The 18,190-nt window shown below is 69.4% G+C and carries 16 protein-coding genes (1 of these 16 only partly in view); 5 read left to right on the top strand and 11 right to left on the bottom strand.

Annotated features, from left to right (window positions below; translation table 11 throughout):
- Window positions 1–541, bottom strand: the 5' portion of a protein-coding gene (locus tag V5F75_RS03005; protein ID WP_394033033.1) for a magnesium transporter CorA family protein. The gene continues 437 nt to the left of window position 1, outside the view; 541 of the gene's 978 nt are visible here — the first part of the coding sequence; it begins with the start codon at window positions 539–541; its stop codon lies off the left edge, out of view.
- Window positions 542–681: 140 nt separating this feature from the next.
- Window positions 682–888: a hypothetical protein gene (locus V5F75_RS03000; RefSeq protein ID WP_394033032.1), complete on the bottom strand. Its 207-nt coding sequence runs from the start codon at window positions 886–888 to the stop codon at window positions 682–684.
- Between the two features lie 314 nt (window positions 889–1,202).
- Here V5F75_RS03000 and V5F75_RS02995 point away from each other — a divergent pair, with 314 nt between their 5' ends.
- The 4 genes from V5F75_RS02995 (at window position 1,203) to V5F75_RS02980 (ending at window position 4,405) form a co-directional block, all read left to right on the top strand.
- Window positions 1,203–1,805, top strand: a complete 603-nt coding sequence (locus tag V5F75_RS02995) for a L,D-transpeptidase (protein WP_394033628.1) — start codon at window positions 1,203–1,205, stop codon at window positions 1,803–1,805.
- Between the two features lie 133 nt (window positions 1,806–1,938).
- Window positions 1,939–2,661: an HAD family hydrolase gene (locus tag V5F75_RS02990; protein WP_394033031.1), complete on the top strand. Its 723-nt coding sequence runs from the start codon at window positions 1,939–1,941 to the stop codon at window positions 2,659–2,661.
- Between the two features lie 100 nt (window positions 2,662–2,761).
- Window positions 2,762–3,541: a DUF1499 domain-containing protein gene (locus V5F75_RS02985; protein ID WP_394033030.1), complete on the top strand. Its 780-nt coding sequence runs from the start codon at window positions 2,762–2,764 to the stop codon at window positions 3,539–3,541.
- 60 nt (window positions 3,542–3,601) lie between these two features.
- Window positions 3,602–4,405: a creatininase family protein gene (locus V5F75_RS02980; RefSeq protein WP_394033029.1), complete on the top strand. Its 804-nt coding sequence runs from the start codon at window positions 3,602–3,604 to the stop codon at window positions 4,403–4,405.
- Window positions 4,406–4,418: 13 nt separating this feature from the next.
- On the opposite strand, the gene V5F75_RS02975 is transcribed toward V5F75_RS02980, so the two are convergent.
- The 7 genes from V5F75_RS02975 to V5F75_RS02945 form a co-directional block, all read right to left on the bottom strand.
- A complete protein-coding gene (locus tag V5F75_RS02975) occupies window positions 4,419–5,069 on the bottom strand; it encodes an NUDIX domain-containing protein (protein ID WP_394033028.1) in 651 nt (216 codons plus the stop codon).
- Window positions 5,066–6,694, bottom strand: a complete 1,629-nt coding sequence (locus V5F75_RS02970; protein ID WP_394033027.1) for an ABC transporter ATP-binding protein — start codon at window positions 6,692–6,694, stop codon at window positions 5,066–5,068. The genes V5F75_RS02975 and V5F75_RS02970 overlap by 4 nt, the downstream gene beginning before the upstream one ends.
- Window positions 6,695–6,706: 12 nt before the next feature.
- Window positions 6,707–7,915 (bottom strand): ABC transporter permease, encoded by a 1,209-nt coding sequence (locus V5F75_RS02965; RefSeq protein WP_394033026.1) that lies wholly within the window; start codon window positions 7,913–7,915, stop codon window positions 6,707–6,709.
- A 4-nt stretch (window positions 7,916–7,919) separates the two neighbouring features.
- Window positions 7,920–9,035 (bottom strand): microcin C ABC transporter permease YejB, encoded by a 1,116-nt coding sequence (locus V5F75_RS02960; RefSeq protein WP_394033025.1) that lies wholly within the window; start codon window positions 9,033–9,035, stop codon window positions 7,920–7,922.
- Between the two features lie 176 nt (window positions 9,036–9,211).
- On the bottom strand, window positions 9,212–11,107 hold the full coding sequence (locus V5F75_RS02955) for an extracellular solute-binding protein (protein WP_394033024.1): 1,896 nt from the start codon (window positions 11,105–11,107) through the stop codon (window positions 9,212–9,214).
- Window positions 11,108–11,120: 13 nt separating this feature from the next.
- Window positions 11,121–13,010 carry an extracellular solute-binding protein gene (locus V5F75_RS02950; protein ID WP_394033627.1) on the bottom strand — a complete coding sequence of 630 codons (1,890 nt, stop codon included), beginning with the start codon at window positions 13,008–13,010 and terminating at the stop codon, window positions 11,121–11,123.
- Window positions 13,011–13,321: 311 nt separating this feature from the next.
- On the bottom strand, window positions 13,322–13,861 hold the full coding sequence (locus V5F75_RS02945; protein ID WP_394033023.1) for a c-type cytochrome: 540 nt from the start codon (window positions 13,859–13,861) through the stop codon (window positions 13,322–13,324).
- A gap of 451 nt (window positions 13,862–14,312) precedes the next feature.
- On the opposite strand from V5F75_RS02945, the gene V5F75_RS02940 reads away from it, so the two are divergent.
- Window positions 14,313–15,170, top strand: a complete 858-nt coding sequence (locus tag V5F75_RS02940; protein WP_394033626.1) for a prephenate dehydratase — start codon at window positions 14,313–14,315, stop codon at window positions 15,168–15,170.
- A 57-nt stretch (window positions 15,171–15,227) separates the two neighbouring features.
- On the opposite strand, the gene V5F75_RS02935 is transcribed toward V5F75_RS02940, so the two are convergent.
- The gene (locus V5F75_RS02935; protein WP_394033022.1) at window positions 15,228–17,012 is read right to left on the bottom strand and encodes a uracil-xanthine permease family protein; all 1,785 of its coding nucleotides are present in this window, start codon (window positions 17,010–17,012) and stop codon (window positions 15,228–15,230) included.
- The gene (gene nudC, locus V5F75_RS02930; RefSeq protein WP_394033021.1) at window positions 17,005–17,952 is read right to left on the bottom strand and encodes an NAD(+) diphosphatase; all 948 of its coding nucleotides are present in this window, start codon (window positions 17,950–17,952) and stop codon (window positions 17,005–17,007) included. The genes V5F75_RS02935 and nudC overlap by 8 nt, the downstream gene beginning before the upstream one ends.
- Window positions 17,953–18,190 lie beyond the last annotated feature (238 nt).

The following is an 18,190-nucleotide window of genomic DNA, read 5'->3' as shown; positions in this document are numbered from 1 at the left end:
GGATGATGCGATAGCGATCTGCGCCCGACGACTGCCGCCGATCGGACGAGAAGACGCGCCCGGAGGCGTCTTCCACTTCGCTCGCGATCTGCTCAAGAATGTCGGCGGCGCGGTCCACGATCGCCTCCAGCAGGGCGATGAGGATGAATTCGGCGGACGCGGGCGAGGGACAGTTGCGTGTCAGGTGGGCTGCCGCCGTGGCGAATGCGCGTGGTTCCGTATAGCGCACGCTGATCAGCCGGTCGCGGGTGAGAATGAAGGTCGCGGGCTCCACGCTCGGTGCGGCGGTGTCGCTGCCGCACAGCAGCGCCGCGGTCATGAAGCGGGCGTCTCCATCCACGAAGAGCCGGCTTGTCGGCTCGATCTCCCGCATCTTCTTGCGGGTGGGAATGGTGATCTGCGCCAGGCGCTCCACCGCCGCGGTTTCCTCCGGTGCCGGGGCCAGAAGGTCGATCCAGACGGCCGCGGGCGGAATGGGGTCATCCGCGGCAAGGGTCATCGACTTCAGGGCTGGGCCTGCGGGAACATAGACGACGATCATGGGCGGACCTTCGAGCCGGGGCCGCCTTCTTAGCCCGCCCTCCGCCCGGATGAAATGCTCTCCGAGCGGCACATTCTGTCAGGAGCCGCCGGTTCAGGCGCTCGCACGGGGGCTCGGCGCGAGGGGCGCCGGGGAGAGCCTCACGCCGCGAAGTGATCGATGTCGCGCAAGGTGACGATGCGGCCGGCGGCGGCGGTCTGCGCGGCGGCGCGCTTGTCGCTGTTCTGGTGGGCGGCGGCGGCGACCGAAGCGATGCCGATCTCACGCCACTGCTGGCTCTGGCTCTGGCGCTTCAGGTCTGCCTGGGGCGCCGGCTGGTGAGCGGACGACGTCTGTTCGGTGGACATGACTTTCTCCCTCGATCCACCCCCGCGTGTCGCATGGGGCGTACGCTTGCTTCACACGCCTTAGGGATGAGCATCGACTGCGTCAAAACTGTGCAGCCGTTGCGGCTTCTCCAAGGTTCTGTGATGAAGTGGCGCCCAAAAGCTTGAGAATGTCCAAACGGGGCTGACGAAAGGTCAGACGGTGCGGCATTTCTGCAACGCTGAAAGAGAACGCGGCGTCGGTCGTGCCTGAGGTCTTCAAGGGTTCGCCGCATTCGGTTAATCCAAACGACAGATTTCGAATCCTCCTTGAGAGGCACGAGGAAGAGGCCGACATGATGTGGCGGGCGGTAGGGGCGCTTGTGCTCGGATTGACGCTGGCGGGGTGTGTGTCGGAGAGCTATTCGCCTTCTCCCACCACGGCGCAGACGGCGCGTGATAAGCAGCTTCTCGCGAATGCGCCTTATCCGAAGGTGAAGCCTGAGGGGCAGTTCGCGCGGCATGAGGTCGAGTATCCGACCAATAAAAAGCCGGGTACTATCGTCGTCGATACGCCCAACAAGTTCCTTTACTTTGTCGAGAACAATGGAAAGGCCATTCGCTACGGCGTGACCGTCGGCGAGGAGAGCCTCGCCTTCCGCGGCAGCGCCAAGGTGGGCCGCAAGACCGAATGGCCGAGCTGGACGCCGACTCCGGACATTCACCAGCGCATCGCCGGCCTTCCGTCCTACGTCGCTCCGGGGCCGCACAATCCGATGGGCGCGCGCGCGCTTTATCTCTACCAGGGCAGCGCCGACACCCTGTTCCGCATCCACGGCACGAATCAGCCGGAGCTGCTGGGGCAAGCCATTTCCTCGGGTTGCATCCGCATGCTGAACGAGGACGTGATCGACCTCTACAGCCGCGTTCCGGTGGGCACCGAGGTGGTGGTGCTCTGAGCCGGCGGGCTTTCATCTTTTGTGATGAACGGGCGTGGCGGGAGCCGCGCCCGTTTTAGTTCGAGGCGGCGCCTGTCCGCAAGCCGCCGGGCGGCGGGGCGGAGCATCCCGGGCTGGTAGAGGAGCGCCGCCTGTGATCGAGGGTATCGAGGCCCTGCTGTTCGACAAGGACGGCACGCTGGTGGATTTCGACCGCACTTGGGGTCCCTCCGCCGGGGTGGTGATGGATATTCTGGCGGCGGGAGATGGCGAGCGCCTCGATCGGCTCCACGCGGTCAGCGCCTATTTGCCGGCGGAGCAGCGCTTCGAGCCCTGGTCTCCCCTGGTGGCGGGATCGTCGCTTCACTATGGGCCGCTGTGGGCGCAGGTGCTGGGCGTGCCGGCCTCGCCGGCGTTCCTGGCGCGAATCGACATGCTGTTCGCGGAGGAGGGGCAGCGTTTCCTCACGCCCATCGGGCGCCCGGAGCAGGCGCTTTCCCGTCTCGCGCGCGGCGGCTTGGCGCTGGGCATGGTCACCAACGATGCGGAGGCCAATGCGCGCCGGCAGGTGGCGGCGCTAGGCCTCTCCCCATGGCTCGATTCGATCGTCGGTTATGATTCGGGGCATGGCTCCAAGCCCGATCCCGGCATGGTGCTCGCCGGAGCGGCGCACGGCGGGCATGCGCCGGAGCGCGTGGCGGTGGTGGGCGACACGGCCCACGACCTCGATGCGGCGCGGGCTGCGGGCGCGCGTTTCATCCTCGTGCGCAGCGGCCCGGCGCCGGTCGAGCATCTCGCCGCTGCCGCAGATTTGGTCATCGACAGCGTGGACGACCTTCCCGACATCCTGCTCGGTGCGCGTTTCGGCGGGGCGTGAAGGGGGCTTCGGCGCGGCCCTGGCGCAGCCGCCCCTTGCCAAGCATCGCGGGGTCCGTCATTCCAGGGGAAGAAGCAGGGCGGGCGGAAGACGGGACACGATGATCAGGCGCCGTCTGTACATTGAGGAGCGCGTCTCGCCGACCGCGCGGTGGAGCTTCCGCCTCGCCTTGTTCGCGGTGCCGGTGCTGGTGCTGTCGATCGTGCTCTACCGGTTCGGCCTTCTGGATTTCTCCCTCGCCACGGTCGCCTTCGCCGCAGGGCTTGCGGTGGCGGCGCTGGGCGGGCTGCTTGGCGCCATCGCCTTCTTCATCACCTGGGAGAGCGGCTGGGTGGGCATCGGCCGGGCCATGGCGGCGGTGGCGCTGGCGCTGGCCGTGCTCGCGGCGCCGGCGCTGGTGATCGCCCGCGGCCTGATGCTGCCGGACCTGACCGACATCTCCACCGACCTTGTCGATCCGCCGCGCTTCCAGGCCCTCCTGCTGGCGCGCCCGCGCGAGGCCAATGACCATCCCGCGCCGAGCGCAATGGTGGTCGAGGCGCAGCGCATGGGCTATCCCGGCATCAAGCCCGTGGACCTCAGCGCCACGCCGGAGGAAGCATTCAACGCTTTGCTGGCCCTGGTGCAGAAGCGCGGATGGCACATTCTGGACGCCGCGCCCCCCCGCGGCACCCAGCGCGACGGCCTCATCGAGGCGGTGGCCGTGTCGCGCATCATGGGCTACCGCAACGACATCGTGATCCGCATCCGCCCGACCCCGAAGGGCGCGCGGGTGGATATGCGCTCGGCCTCGCGCTACGGCGTGCGGGACCTGGGCTCGAACGCGGAACGCATCGAAAGCCTGATGGCCGATCTCACCACCGAGCGCCGAAAGCGGTGATGGCAGGCCCTTCAGGGGATGCGTGAGGGCGCGCAGAGGAGCGGGCGGGGCCCGCCGGGAGTGTCGCTGGTGTTTCTCAGATGGTCGGAACTGTCCTCGCCCGCGATCGCCGCGCTCGATAAGTCGCGCCTCGTGGCGGTGATGCCGGTGGCGGCGGTGGAGCAGCACGGCCCGCACCTGCCGCTGGGCACGGATCTCTTCATCGCCGAAGGCTATCTCGCGCGCATCGCGCCCCTGGTGCCGGATGCGCTGGACGTGGTGGCGCTGCCGGTGCAGGCGGTCGGCAAGTCCGACGAGCACCAGAGCTTTCCCGGCACGCTCACCCTCTCGCCCGCCACCGCCATCGCCGCCTGGGTGGAGCTGGGCGCCTGCCTCGCCCGCGCGGGCGTGCGGCGGCTCGTGCTCATGAACACCCATGGCGGCAACGTGCCGGTCATCGATCTGGTGGCCCGCACCCTGCGGCTGGAGCACAAGATGCTGGTGGCCATGTCCTCCATGCACCGCTTCGGCTATCCGCCGGGCCTGTTCGCCGATCACGAGCGCGCCCACGGCATCCATGGCGGGGAGGTGGAGACCTCCCTGATGCTCGCCTTCCGGCCGGAGCTGGTGGACATGGGCCTGGCGGCGGACTTCGTGCCCTATTCGGTGGCCATGGAGGGCGAGTTCAAGCGCCTGCGGGCGAACCATCCGGTGGGCTTCGGCTGGCTGAGCGAGGACCTGAGCGCGGCCGGCGCCATGGGTGACGCGCGCGGCGCCACCGCGGAGAAAGGCGAGGCGGCGGCTGATTTCGGCGCACGGGCCTTCGTGGAGCTGCTGGAGGACGTGGCGGCCTTCGACCTCTCCCGTCTCGACGCGGAGGCCTGAGCGGGCCGCCCGCTCAGGCCGGCACGGCGGCCGCGAGCAGCGCCGGCAGGCGCACGCGGTTGAGGGCGAGCCATTGCAGGGCGATGATGAGGTAGCCGTTGGCGCAGCGCCCGGCGGCCAGCATCGCCAGCGCTTCCTCCACCGGCAAGGCCAGCGGGCGGATGATCTCCTGCTCCTCGGCGAGGCCGGCGCGGGCGGGCAGGGCGCCGGCGTCCACCTCGGCGAGGAACAAGGTGGCGTATTCGTCGGTGATGCCGGGCGTGGGCAGGAAGCTCATGAGCTCCACCACGCGGCCGGGCGCAAGGCCGGTCTCCTCCGCGCATTCGCGCCGGGCCGCGGCCTCCGGCGCCTCGCCGTCATCGACGCCGCCGGCGACGATCTCGACGAGCTCGCTGCGCGCGCGCCCGAGGGCGAGATAGGCGGGCATGCGGAACTGGCGCACCAGCACCACCAAGTCGCGCTGCGGGTCGTAGGCGATGACGCCCACCACCCGCCCGCCGCGCAGGATGTCCCGCGTCTGCCGCACGCACGCACCCGCGCCGTCGGCGAGGCTGGCCTCGTAGCGTTCATAAGGGCGGTAGCCGCTGCCGAGCGGGGTGGGGGCCTCCACCGTCACGTCGGCGGGCCCGTCGCCGGGGAGAGGGGGCTTGCCCGCTATGCTCACTGCCGCACCACGTCGGCGCCGGCGGTCTCCAGGGAGAAGGCGGCGGCGAACAGGGCGCGGGTGTAATCCTCCCGCGGGTTCTCGAACACCTCGCGGGCGGGGCCCTCCTCCACCATCCTGCCGTTGCGCATGACGAGGATGCGGCTCGCCAGCGCCGAGACCACGCGCAGGTCGTGGGAGATGAACATGAAGGTCAGGTCGCGCTTTCTCTGGAGCGCACGCAGAAGCTCCACGATCTGCGCCTGGACGATCATGTCGAGGGCGCTGGTGGGCTCGTCCAGCACCACGAAGGAGGGCTCCAACGCCATGGCGCGGGCGATGGAGATGCGCTGGCGCTGGCCGCCGGAGAATTCGTGGGGGTAGCGGTGCCGGGTCTGTGGATCGAGCCCGACGTCCGCCAGCGCCGCGATCACGCGCGCCTCCCGCTCTTCGGCCGAGAGCCGGCGCTGGTGAACAAGCAGGCCCTCTTCCACGATCTCGGCCACCGACATGCGCGGGGAGAGGGAGCCGAACGGGTCCTGGAACACGATCTGCATCTCGGCCCGGAGCGGCCGCAGCGCCTTGAAGCCCAGCCCGTCGATGCGCCGGCCGAGGAAGGTGACCGGCCCGGCGGAGGAGATGAGGCGCAGCAGCGCGAGGCCGAGCGTGGTCTTGCCCGAGCCCGATTCCCCCACCACCCCCAGCGTTTCTCCCCGGCGGATGGCGATGGAGACGCCGTCCACCGCCTTTACGTGGCCCACGGTGCGGCGCAGCACGCCGCGCTTGATGGGGAAATGCACCTTGAGGTCGCTCGCCTCCACCACCACGGGCGCATCGGCGGCGATGGAAGCGGGGTCGGGCTTCGGCTCGGCCTTGAGGAGGGCCTGGGTATAGGGGTGGCGCGGGTTGAGGAAGGTTTCTTCCGCGCCGCCCTGCTCCACGATCTCGCCCTTCTGCATCACGCACACCCGGTCGGCGATCTTGCGCACGATGTTGAGGTCGTGGGTGATGAACAGCATCGCCATGCCGAGCCGCTTCTGCAGGTCCTTCAGCAGCTTCAGGATCTGCGCCTGCACCGTCACGTCGAGGGCGGTGGTGGGCTCGTCGGCGATCAGCAGGTCGGGCGCGTTGGCGAGCGCCATGGCGATCATCACGCGCTGGCGCTGGCCGCCGGAGAGCTGGTGCGGATAGGCGGACAGGCGGGAGGCGGGATCGGGGATGCCCACTTCGGCAAGCAGCTCCAGCGTGCGGGCGCGGGCGGCGTTCACGCCGAGTCCCCGGTGCAGGATGAGCATTTCGCCCACCTGCCGCTCGATGGTGTGGAGCGGGTTCAGGGAGCTCATGGGCTCCTGGAACACCATGGTGATCTTGTTGCCGCGTACCCCGCGCAGCTCCCGTTCGGGGATGGCGAGCAGGTCGCGCCCCTCGAACAGGATCTCGCCGGAGGGGTGGCGCGCCGCGGGATAGTTGAGCAGCTTCAGGATCGACAAGGCGGTGACCGACTTGCCGGAGCCGCTCTCGCCCACCAGAGCGAGGGTCTCGCCCCTGGCGATGTCGAACGAGACACGCTTCACCGCGAGCGCCTCGGCGCCCTCGCGGCGGAAGGCGACCGAGAGGTCGCGCACGGAGAGGAGGGGGGCGGTCATGTCTTTCCTCCCTCAGGCGAAGGTCTTGCGCGGGTCGAAGGCATCGCGCACCGCCTCGCCGACGAAGATGAGCAGGCTCAGCATCACCGCCACGGTGAAGAAGCCGGTGAGGCCCAGCCAGGGGGCCTGGATGTTGTTCTTGCCCTGGGAGAGCAATTCGCCCAGCGAGGGCGAGCCCGGCGGCAGGCCGAAGCCCAGGAAGTCCAGTGCCGTCAGCGTCATCACCGAGGATGAGAGGATGAAGGGCAGCATGGTCAGCGTCGCCACCATGGCATTGGGCAGGATGTGCCGCGTCATGAGGGTGAGGTTGCCGACGCCCAGGGCGCGGGCCGCCTGCACATATTCGAAATTGCGCGCCCGCAGGAATTCGGCGCGCACGAGCCCCACCAGCGACACCCACGAGAACAGCAGCAGGATGCCGAGCAGCACCCAGAAGCCAGGCACCAGCACCGAGGAGATGATGAGCAGCAGGTAGAGCGAGGGGATGGCGGTCCAGATCTCGATGAGGCGCTGGAACAGCAGGTCCACCCAGCCGCCGAAATAGCCCTGCACCGCCCCCGCCGCGACGCCCACCACCGAGGAGACGAGCGTGAGCGTGAGCCCGAACAGCACCGAGATGCGGAAGCCGTAGAGGAGGCGGGCGACCACGTCGCGGCCCTGGTCGTCGGTGCCGAGCCAGTTCCATTCGAGCCCGGCGCAGCCGGAGACGCCCTTCTTCTCCGCCACCGCCTTGCACTGGGCTTCGGTGAGCATCCATGTGGGCGGGGAGGGGGCGGGCGTGGGCAGGTCGAGATTGTGGGTGGAATAGGAATAGCGGATGGGCGGCCACACCATCCAGCCGCCCTTCTCGGCGATCAGCTTCTGGAGGTAGGGGTCGCGATAGTCGGCGTCGGTCTCGAAGTCGCCGCCGAAGGTGGTTTCCGGATAGGCGCGGAAGACCGGGAAGTAATAATGCCCCTCATAGGAGACGAGGACGGGCTTGTCGTTGGCGATGAACTCGGCGCCGAGGGAGATCGCGAACAGCACCGAGAAGATGATGAACGACCAATAGCCCCGCCCGTTGGCGCGGAAGCTGGCCAGCCGGCGCCGGTTGAGCGGCGAGAGCGCGAAGCGGCCCTTCGGCCGCGCCGTGCCGGGCGGCGGCAGCGCGCCGTGGGGCAGGTCGCGGGCGGCGGGCAGGTCGGTGGGCTCGCCCGGCTGGAGCAGGGGAACGTTCTCCATGGCCTCAGACCTCCCGCGTCTCGAAGTCGATGCGCGGATCGACCAGCATGTAGGTGAGGTCGGAGACGAGGCCGACGATGAGGCCCGCCAAAGAAAAGATGTAGAGGGTGGCGAACACCACGGGATAGTCGCGGTTGAGCACGCTCTCGAACGACAGGAGGCCGAGCCCGTCGAGGGAGAAGATGGTCTCGATCAGCAGCGAGCCGGTGAAGAAGGCGGAGATGAAGGCCCCCGGAAAGCCGGCGATGACGATCAACATGGCGTTGCGGAACACATGCCCGTAGAGCACCCGCCGCTCGGTGAGGCCCTTCATGCGGGCGGTGGTCACGTACTGCTTGCGGATCTCCTCCAGGAACGAATTCTTGGTGAGCAGCGTCATGGTGGCGAAGGCCCCGAGCGCCATGGAGGTGATGGGCAGCACCATGTGCCACGCATAATCCAGGATGCGCTCGGGCCAGCTCATCTGCCAGAAGTTGTCCGAGGTGAGGCCGCGCAGCGGGAACAGATCCCAGAACGAGCCGCCCGCGAACAGGATGATGAGCAGGATGGCGAACAGGAAGGAGGGGATGGCATAGCCGACGATGACCACAGCCGAGGTCCACATGTCGAAGCGCGAGCCGTCGCGCATGGCCTTGGCGATGCCCAGCGGAATGGAGATGGCGTAGGTGAGCAACGTCATCCACAGCCCGAGGGAGATGGAGACCGGCAGCTTCTCCACGATCAGGTCGAGGACGGTGATGTCCCGGAAATAGGAGCGGCCGAAGTCGAAGGTGGCATAGTCCCCGATCATCTTCAGGAACCGCTCGTGGGGCGGCTTGTCGAAGCCGAACTGCTTCTCGAGCTGGGCGATGAAGGCGGGGTCCAGCCCCTGGGCGCCGCGATATTTGGAGGCCATGGCGTCCGCCGCCCCCGCCGCCTGGGCCGCCGAGGCGGCGCCGGAGAAGTCGCCCCCGCCGCCCGACACGCGCGAGGTGGCCGAGACGTCGTCTCCCGTGAGCTGGGCGATCACCCGCTCCACCGGCCCGCCGGGCGCGAACTGGACGACCACGAACGACACCAGCATGATGCCGAGCATGGTCGGCACCATGAGGGCAATGCGGCGGATGATGTAGGCGAGCATCGCGTCTCCCGATCCGGACTGGCGTGCAGACTAAAGCAATTCCGGCGAAAGCGCGCAGCGGTTTTGCGCCTGGAGCTGCGCGTTGACGAAGCATCGGAGCACATCCGGGGCGTGCGATGTCGCCGGATGTGCGCCCAGACGAAGCCGGGCCACCGGCTCCCGGCCCGCGTGGCCCATCAGCCCGCCCTGGCGCCGCCGGGCGTGGTGCTCCACCAGGTGTCGAGCACGCCCAGCTCGTAGCGGGGCTTTACTTTCGGCCGGTCGAACACGTCCCAATAGGCGATGCGATTCTCGCCCGAATACCATTGGGGAATCCAGTAGTGGCCCGCCCTCAGCACCCGGTCGAGGGCGCGGCAGCAGGTGACGAGCGCAGGCGCGTTCTCCGCCGCCAGCGCCTGGTCGATGAGCGCGTCCACCACCGGGCTGGAAATGCCGGCCACGTTGTAGGAGCCGGGCGTGCGCGCCGCCTCGGTGGAGAAATAGGCGCGCAGCTCCTCGCCCGGATAGGGCGCGAAGGAGTAGCGGCGCGTCACCGCGTCGAAGTCGAAATTCTGGAGCCTGGCCTGGTACTGGGCGGGATCGACGATGCGGAAGGTGGCGTCGATGCCCACCTTCTTCAGGTGGCCGATGAAGCGGGCGTGGTGGCGCTCCATGGCGCCGTCGTCCTCCAGGAACTCGATGGTGAAGGGCTCGCCTTTGGCATTGACGAGCCTGCCCTTGAGGATCTGGTAGCCGGCGTCCTTCAGGAGGGCCACCGCCTTGAGCCGCAGGGCGCGGTCCTCGCCCGAGCCGTCGGAGGGCGGCGGCACGTAGGGCTCGCCGAACACGTCCTCGGGCAGTTGCGCGCGGAACGGATCGAGCAGCTTCAGCTCGGCCGGGGAGGGCAGGCCCTCGGCCATCATGTCCGAATTCTGGAAGAAGGACACGGTGCGGTGGTAGGAATCATACATCAGGTTCCGCCGCGTCCAGTCGAAGTCGAACAGGAGGCCGATGGCCTCGCGCACGCGGCGGTCGAAGAATTGTGGGCGGCGGGTATTGAGGAACCAGCCCTGCACGCCGGAAAAGCTCTCGTCCTTCAGCGTCTCCAGCTTCACCCGGCCGTCGCGCACGGCGGGAATGTCGTATTGCGTCGCCCATTCGCGGGCGGTGAACTCCTCGCGGAAGAGATAGGCCTTCGCCTTGAAGCCCTCGAAGCCGGCGATGCGGTCGCGGAAGTATTCGTAGCGCACGGTGTCGAAATTGAAGCGGCCCTTCATGGCGGGCAGGTCCGTGCCCCAATAGTCCTTCACCCGGTCGTATTCGATGAAGCGGCCCTGCTCGAAGCGTCCCACCCGGTAGGGACCGGAGCCCAGCGGCATCTCCATGGAGGACTGGCCGAAGGGATGCTTCGCCAGATACGCCCTGGAGAAGATGGGCATGCCGGCGGCGGTCAGGGGCACATCCCGCGCGCGGCCGGGCTTGAAGCGCAGCGCCACCGCGCGCGCGCCCTGCGCCTCCACCTCCACGAGGTCGCGCAGCGCCATGCGGATGGTCTCGTAGCCGTCCGCCTTCAGCGCCGCGAAGGTGGCCACCACGTCATCCGCCGTGACGGGCGTGCCGTCGTGGAAGCGGGCGGCGGGGTTGAGGGGGAACAGGTAGGTGAGCCCCTCGTCCGAGATCTCCACGCCGGTGGCGAGGCGCGGATACATGGCGCTCTTCTCGTCGCCGGCGGCGGTCATGAGCGTGTCGTAGACAAGCTCGATGCCCTGGGCGCCGTTGCCGCGCTGGTTGTAGGGGTTCAGCGTGTCGAAGGTGTTGAGCGACTGGTTGTAGAAGGTGGTGCGGCCCATCTGGGAGAAGGGGCCGCCCTTCGGCGCCTGCGGGTTCACATAGTCGAAGTGGGGGAAGCCGGCCGGATACTTCAGGTCGCCGAAGAAGGAGATGCCGTGCCGCACCCTTGTTGCCGCGGCGGGCGCGCCCTCGCTTGCGGCGCCGGGCGGCGCCACATCTTCCGCGTAGGCGAGGCGGGGCGCCAGCAGGCCGGCCGGGACGGCGGCGCAAAGGCGCAGGAGCGAGCGGCGGGAGAGGCTCATGGGCGCAGGCTCCTCACTTGGCGGGGCCGATGGCGGCCGCCTTCTGCGCATCGAACCACCAGATCTCCGGGAAGGCGAAGGAATAGGCCGGCAGCTCGGCGGGATGGGAGAAGCGGTTCCAGCGGGCGGTGCGGGTGAAGTTCAAGGTCCAGGCGGGGACGACATATTCGTTCCACAGCAGCACGCGGTCGAGGGCATGGGTGGCGGCCACGAGGTCGGGGCGGTCGGTGGCGTAGATCACCTTGTCGATGAGGGTGTCCACCGCCTTGTCGCGGATGCCGCCATAGTTGCGCGATCCCTCGCGGTCGGCGGCGTCGGAGCCGAAGAAGTCGCGCTGCTCGTTGCCCGGCGAGAGCGACTGGCCCCAGGCGGAGACGATCATGTCGAAGTCCCGCGCGCGCACGCGGTTGATGTATTGCGAGGAATCCACCAGCCGGATGGTGACGGCGATGCCCAGCCGCTCCAGGGCCGGTTTGTAGAATACCGCCACCCGCTCGAAGGCGGGGCTGGCGATGAGGATCTCGATGGTGAAGGGCTCGCCCTTGGCGTTCACCAGCTTGCGGTTCTTCACCTCCCAGCCGGCCTCCTTCAGGAGCTGCGCGGCTGCCCGCAGGTTGGCGCGGCGGGCGTCCTCGTCGCCGCTCACGGGGTTGGCGTAGGCGGTGGTGAACACCTCCGGCGGCACCTCGCCCTTCACCGTCTCCAGGATTTCCAGCTCGCGGCCCTGCGGCAGGCCGGAGGAGGCGAGCTCGGTGCCGGAGAAATAGGAGGAGATGCGCTTGTACTGGTCGAAGAATAGGGCGTGGTTCATGCCCTCGAAGTCGAGCGCGTAGTTGAGCGCGCGGCGCACACGGCGGTCCTGGAACTTCTCGCGCCGCAGGTTGGGGATGAAGGCCTGCATGACGCCCGAGGAACGGTTCTCGAACATCTCCAGGATCACCCGTCCGTCCCGGCGGGCGGGGAAGTCGTAGGCGGTGGCCCAGTTCTTGGCGGAGCTTTCCACGCGGAAGTCGTACTGGTCGGCCTTGAAGGCTTCCAGCATCACCGTGTCGTCGCGGAAGTATTCGTAGCGGATCTCGCCGAAATTGTCCTTGCCGATGTTCACGGCAAGGTTCTTGCCCCAATAGTCCTCCACCCGCTCGAAGGCGATGGAACGGCCGGGAACCACGCTCTTGATGCGGTAGCCGCCGGAGCCGAGCGGCGGCTCCAGCGTGCCCTGGGTGATGTCGCGCGGCTTGCCGTCGGCGCCGGTGCCGGTCCACCAGTGCCTGGGCAGCACCATGAACTGGCCGACGATCTGCGGCAGCTCGCGGTTGCCGGCCTGGTCGAAGGTGAAGGTGACCTCCCGCGCGCCGGTCTTCTCGGCCTTCACCACATGGGAATAGTAGAATTTCTGGTTGGGGTTGTTGGCCACCAGCACCTCGAACGACCACACCACGTCCTCGGCCGAGATGGGCGTGCCGTCGTGCCAGCGCGCACCTTCGCGCAGCCGGTAGGTGACGGAGGAGAAATCGGCGGGATAGCTCACCCCCTCGGCGATCAGGCCGTATTCGCTGGCCACCTCGTCATAGGAGGCGGTCATGAGCGTGTCGTAGATGAGGCTGAGCCCGCTGGCGAGGTTGCCGCGCGGGATGACGAAGTTGAGCGTGTCGAAGCCGCCGTCCTCGGCGAGGCGCAGCAGGCCGCCCTTGGGCGCATCGGGGTTCACATAGTCGAAATGGGGAAAGCCCGGCTTGTACTTGGGCGTACCCATCAGCGACAGGCCGTGGTGGAACACCCGCCCCTCGCCCGCGCCCGCCGGCGCCGGGCTCCCCGCCGGGGCGGCCTCCTCGGCGAACCCACGGCCCGCGAGCAGCGGTGCGAAGGCGGTGGCGAGGGCGAAGGCACGGCGGGTGAGCAGCATGGGCATCGACGACTCCGGATGACAGGTCCGCTGTTCATCGGGATACCCGATTATGGGCCTGTCCGCGACGAGGGAAAGGCCGGAGGCCCGGCCTCGAACCGCCGGCAGGGTGCCCGCGCGCGGCGGCAACAAAAAGGGCCGATCCTCGCGGACCGGCCCTTTTTTGTGTGAAGCGGCTGACAAAGGCGTGAACCGGGCTGTCCCGGAAACCCCTCCTCACCGCGCTTCCCGACGCCTGACGGCGCCGTCGTGTCACGCGCTTGCCCGTGCCGTCACTCTCGTGCGGTCACCGTGCCGTCACTCCCATGCAGTTACTTGGCGGCGGTGGGCAGCGGCTGTGGGGTGTGCGACAGCGAGTTCAGGTAGGCGATGATGTTGGCGCGGTCCGCGGCCTTCGGCAGGCCGGCGAAGCCCATGGCGGTGCCGGGAACGGCGGCCTTCGGATTGGTGACGAAGGCGTTGATGGCCTCCGGCGTCCACTTGCCACCCTTGGCCTTCATGGCCGCGGAATAGGCGAAGCCCTCGACGGTGGCGACATCGCGGCCCACCACGCCGTAGAGGTCCGGGCCCACCTTGGCGCCGGCGCCTTCCGCGAAATTGTGGCAGGCGGCGCACTTCTTGGCGACGGTGGCGCCCTTCTCCACCGAGGCGGTGGCGAACAGCTCCTCGATGGAGGGCTCGGCGACCTTGGCGGCCGGAGCGGAGCTGGCGTCCTGCACCGCGACCTCGAAGCCGGGACGGGCCGGCGCCTCGGGCGTGAACAGGACCTGGGAGACGATCCCGAGGCCCACCACGAAGGCCAAGGTGGCCAGGACGGCACCTGCGATTTTGTTCAATTCAAAGAAGGTCATCGGCGCTATGCCCCTCGAAGCCCTTGATTTTGGAGCATCCCGACCCGCGAAATGGGCAGCGCGCGGTGGTGTGCGTCCTATCCCTGTGTTCTTTTGGCGCGCGGACCCCCTCCGCGCATTCCGGGCGACACTAAGCACTTTGATTGGAACGGCGCAACCCGTATTAAGACGCGCGCGCCCGACCTGTCACCGGCCTGTCGCGGGCGGTTCGGACGGGGGCGCCGGCACGGCGCCGATGCCGGGCTTTCAACGCTTTCGCGCGCTCCGTCAGCTCCTGCTCCGGCATCCGGACGGGCAGGCGCGGGGCCGGGACGGCGGCGGTGGCGCGGCGCCCCGTCGCAGCGCGTCATGACAGTGGATCGGGTCCCGCTCGGGGTGGACATCCCCGCGCATCCGGAGCGGGCAAGGCGGCTTCCGCCCAAGGAAGCGTCGCGGGAGGTGAGTGTTGAGGATGCATCGCATCTCGTTCCAGGGCGAGCCCGGGGCCAATTCCCACATCGCGTGCCGGGAGGCGTTTCCCGATCACGAGCCGCTGCCCTGCCCCACCTTCGAGGACGCCTTCGCCGCCGTGGAGGGCGGGGAAGCGGAGCTCGCCATGATTCCCATCGAGAATTCGGTGGCCGGGCGGGTGACCGACATCCACCGCCTGATGCCCCAGTCGCGGCTCAACATCGTCGGCGAATACTTCCTGCCGCTCTCGCACCAGCTCATGGCGGTGCCGGGCGCGCGCCTCGACACCCTCCGCACGGTGGAAAGCCACGTCATGGCTCTCGGCCAGTGCCGCAAGGCCATCGCGGAGCTGTCCCTGGCCCCGGTCATCGGCGCCGACACCGCCGGCTCCGCCCGCGAGATCGCCGAGGCGGGGGACATCACCCGCGCCGCCATCGCCTCGCGCCTCGCGGCCGAGATCTACGGCCTCGACATCCTGAAGGAGAACATCGAGGACGAGGCGCACAACACCACGCGCTTCATCGTGCTCGCGCGCAACGGGGAGTGGGCGTCGGCCGAGGACGGCCCGGTGGTGACCACCTTCGTGTTCCGCGTGCGCAACGTGCCGGCGGCGCTCTACAAGGCGCTGGGCGGCTTCGCCACCAACGGCGTGAACATGACCAAGCTCGAATCCTACCAGATGGACGGGCACTTCACCGCCACCCAGTTCTATGCCGACGTGGACGGCCACCCGGACCAGCGCTCCGTGAAGCTGGCGCTGGAGGAGCTGGCCTTCTTCTCCCGCGAGATGCGGATTCTCGGCGTCTACCCGGCCCATCCGTTCCGGGCCACCGTGCGGGTGGGCGCCGACGGCTTCTGAAGGCGCGCCGTTTGAGCGGAATTCCGTCGGCCCTGGCCTTGACCGGAGCCGACGGTCTCAGTGGTCGAACCTGAGGGCGATGCGCGCGCGGCCCTGGCTGCGGCCGAAGCGGACGTGCTCGGAGAGGCGCTGCAGCATGTAGGCCGTGAAGGCGGCCACCTCCTGCGCGTCGCCCAGCAGGGCCTCCGGTGAGGGGCGCTCCTTCGGCGGCTGCACGATCTCCCCGTCATAGAGCAGGTAGACGTCGAGGTGCGCCTCGTCGAAACGGGCGCGCAGCTCCACGGGCCCTTCCGCGAGCCCGCTGTCGGTGACCAGCTCCAGCGCCTGGGCGACGATGGGGATGGCGGCGGCGATCACGTCGCGCCGCGCGCCCCACAGGTCGCCCTGGCGTTCCAGGAAGTCGCGGGCGAAGGGAAAGGCGTGGGCGCCCTCCGGCACCTCCTCCCCCGTCTCGCGGGCGATGCCGATGCGGAACACCATGTTGAGGATGATGGCGCAGCATGCCGCCAGGGTGAGCGGCGTGGAGAACAGGGGCTGGAGCACGGCGGGGATCTGCCCCTTCAGCGGCAGCAGCGCCACCGAGAGCCCCGCCAGCACCGAAAGCCCCACCATGAACACCCGCCGCTCCGACAGGCGCCGGGAGACGATGAGATCCATGCCCGCCACCACCAGATAGGCGGAGGTGTAAAGCAGGATGCCGCCGATCACCGGCGAGGGGATGAGGGTGAGCGCCACGATCGCCTTCGGGAAGAAGGCGATGGCGCAGATGAGCACGCCGGCGGCGATGCCGATGACCCGCGCCGTGGCCTGGGTGGCGAAGGCGAGGCCCACCGAGGATGAGGACAGGCCCGACTGGAACCCGCCGGTGAGCCCGTTCAGCATGTTGCCGATGCCGCAGGCCGTGACCGCGCGCTGCGCCGCCCGCATGTCCGCCCGCCGCCAGTCGGCATCGTTCATGCGCTCGAGCGAGACGGTGACGGAGAGCACGTCCACCAGATTGATGAGCACCAGCAGCGCCATGAGCGGCAGCAGGCTCGGCTCCAGCCGGAGGTCCGGCAGGGTGGGCTGCGGCCAGGCGACGAGCGGCGCCTCGGCGATGATCCGCGCCGCATCGGGGTGGCTCACGCCCAGCAGCGCCGCCAGCGCCCAGCCGAGGCCGGCGCCGGTCATCACCGCGAACAGCTTCAGCCCGCGCGGCGCGAACACCGTGATGGCGACGATGAGGCCCAGGGTGGCGGCGCTGGCGGTGAGCGCGGCGCCGTCCACCGCCACCGTCTCGGCGCCCAGGCCGAGGGCGCGGCGCAGGGCCGGCCCGGCGAGCGAGACCCCGAGCATGGTCACCGCCACGCCGCACACCTCCGGCGGCAGCAGCACCCGCAGCGGGCGCGCCAGCCGGGCCACGAACAGCTGCGCCACGCCCACGGCGAAGGTGGTGGCCGCCATCAGCCCGAGCCCGCCGAGGGTGAGCGCCTGGATCGCCAGCGGGAGGGCGCCGGGGGAGGGGATGTGCACCGCGAGATAGCCGCTGCCGAACCGGGAGCGCAGGCATTGCAGCACGGTCGCTATGCCGATGCTGAGCGCGCAGGCGGTGAGCATGGCGCGGGTCTGGTCCGGCGGCAGGCCGACCTCGGCGGCGACCAGGATGGGATAGATGAGGAAGGTCACCGCCAGCATGGCGTGCTGGGTGGCGAGGGCGGCGAGGCTGCGCGCCGGAACCCGGTCGTTCAGGCCGTAGACGAGCGAGTTGGGGCGCCGGCCATGGCGGTGGCCGCCGCCGGGCGGCGGGAAGGCGCGGTCCAGAAACCGGCGCAGGGCGGAAGGGGCGCGGGCAGCCTCAGGCACGCGCGCCCGCCAGGAATGCACGGATGAGGTGGTGGGCGATGGCCGCCGGCGCGGGCGCGAACAGCCCCTCGGGGTGGGTGCCGTCCATGAGCGCGGCGGTCTCCGCGCGGGAGAACCAGCGCACGCCCTCCAGCTCGCTGGCATCCATGGTGATCGCGTCGGAGGTCGCCTCGGCGAGGCAGCCCACCATGAGCTGCATGGGGAACGGCCAGGGCTGGCAGGAATGGTAGGAGACGCGGCCCACGGCGATGCCGGCCTCTTCCATGGTCTCGCGCCGCACCGCGTCCTCTATGGTCTCGCCCGGCTCGATGAAGCCCGCGAGGCAGCTCCACATGCCCGGCTGGAAATGCGGCGCGCGGCCGAGCAGGCAGTGGTCGCCGCGGGCGACCAGCATGATGGAGACGGGGTCGGTGCGGGGAAAATGCTGAGCGCCGCAGCCGGGGCAGTCGCGCCGCCAGCCGGCTTCCACCACGCGGGTGGGCGCGCCGCAATTGGCGCAGAAGCGGTGGCGGGCGTGCCAGCCCAGGAGCGCCTTGCCGGTGGCGAGGGGGCCGAGATGGTCCGCCGCCACAAGGCCCCCGGCGGCGATGGAGCGAAGGTCCGCCACCTTGAAGCCCTGGGCCTCGATCTCCTCCCGCCGGCCGGGATCGAAGGCGAGCGCGAAGCGCGGGGCTTCCCCTTCCATGCCCAGGAACAGGGCCTCCCCGCCGCACCATGAGGCGGCTTCCGGGAGGGTGAGGCGCGGCTCGTCCGTTCCCTCCGGTCCGGCGACGGGCTTCAGCGCCACCAGCTCGCCGCCGAAGGCATAGGCGCGGGCATCGGCCCGGTCGCGCAGCGCGGCCGCATCGGCGCGATGATGGGCCGCGCGGTCGAGCCGGCTCTCCACATAGCCCGGCAGGGGCCATGCGCCGGGGTCGGGGCGGGACGGGGAGGAGAGCATGATGGGTCTTGAAGCTCGGACGCGGCAAGGGTGCGCGACCGTGGCATGGGCGCCCGCGCGAGGCAAGGGACGACGCAAGGGACGACGCTGGGGCAGGCGGGATGCCGGCCGAGGCCGCTCGCGCCGGGGAGTTGTCCGCGCGCGGGGCGGCTTTCCCCTGCGCCGGACCGGCCGGAGCATGTCTACATTGCCCGGAAACGGGCACTTCCTCCAGGGCATTGAGCTGACGCGTTTTCTT

It is taken from the genome of Xanthobacter albus, assembly GCF_043194895.2.
Taxonomy (GTDB): Bacteria; Pseudomonadota; Alphaproteobacteria; order Rhizobiales; family Xanthobacteraceae; genus Xanthobacter.
The sequence above is the reverse complement of the archived record's forward strand: the minus strand, read 5'-3'. Positions and strand labels throughout refer to the sequence as shown.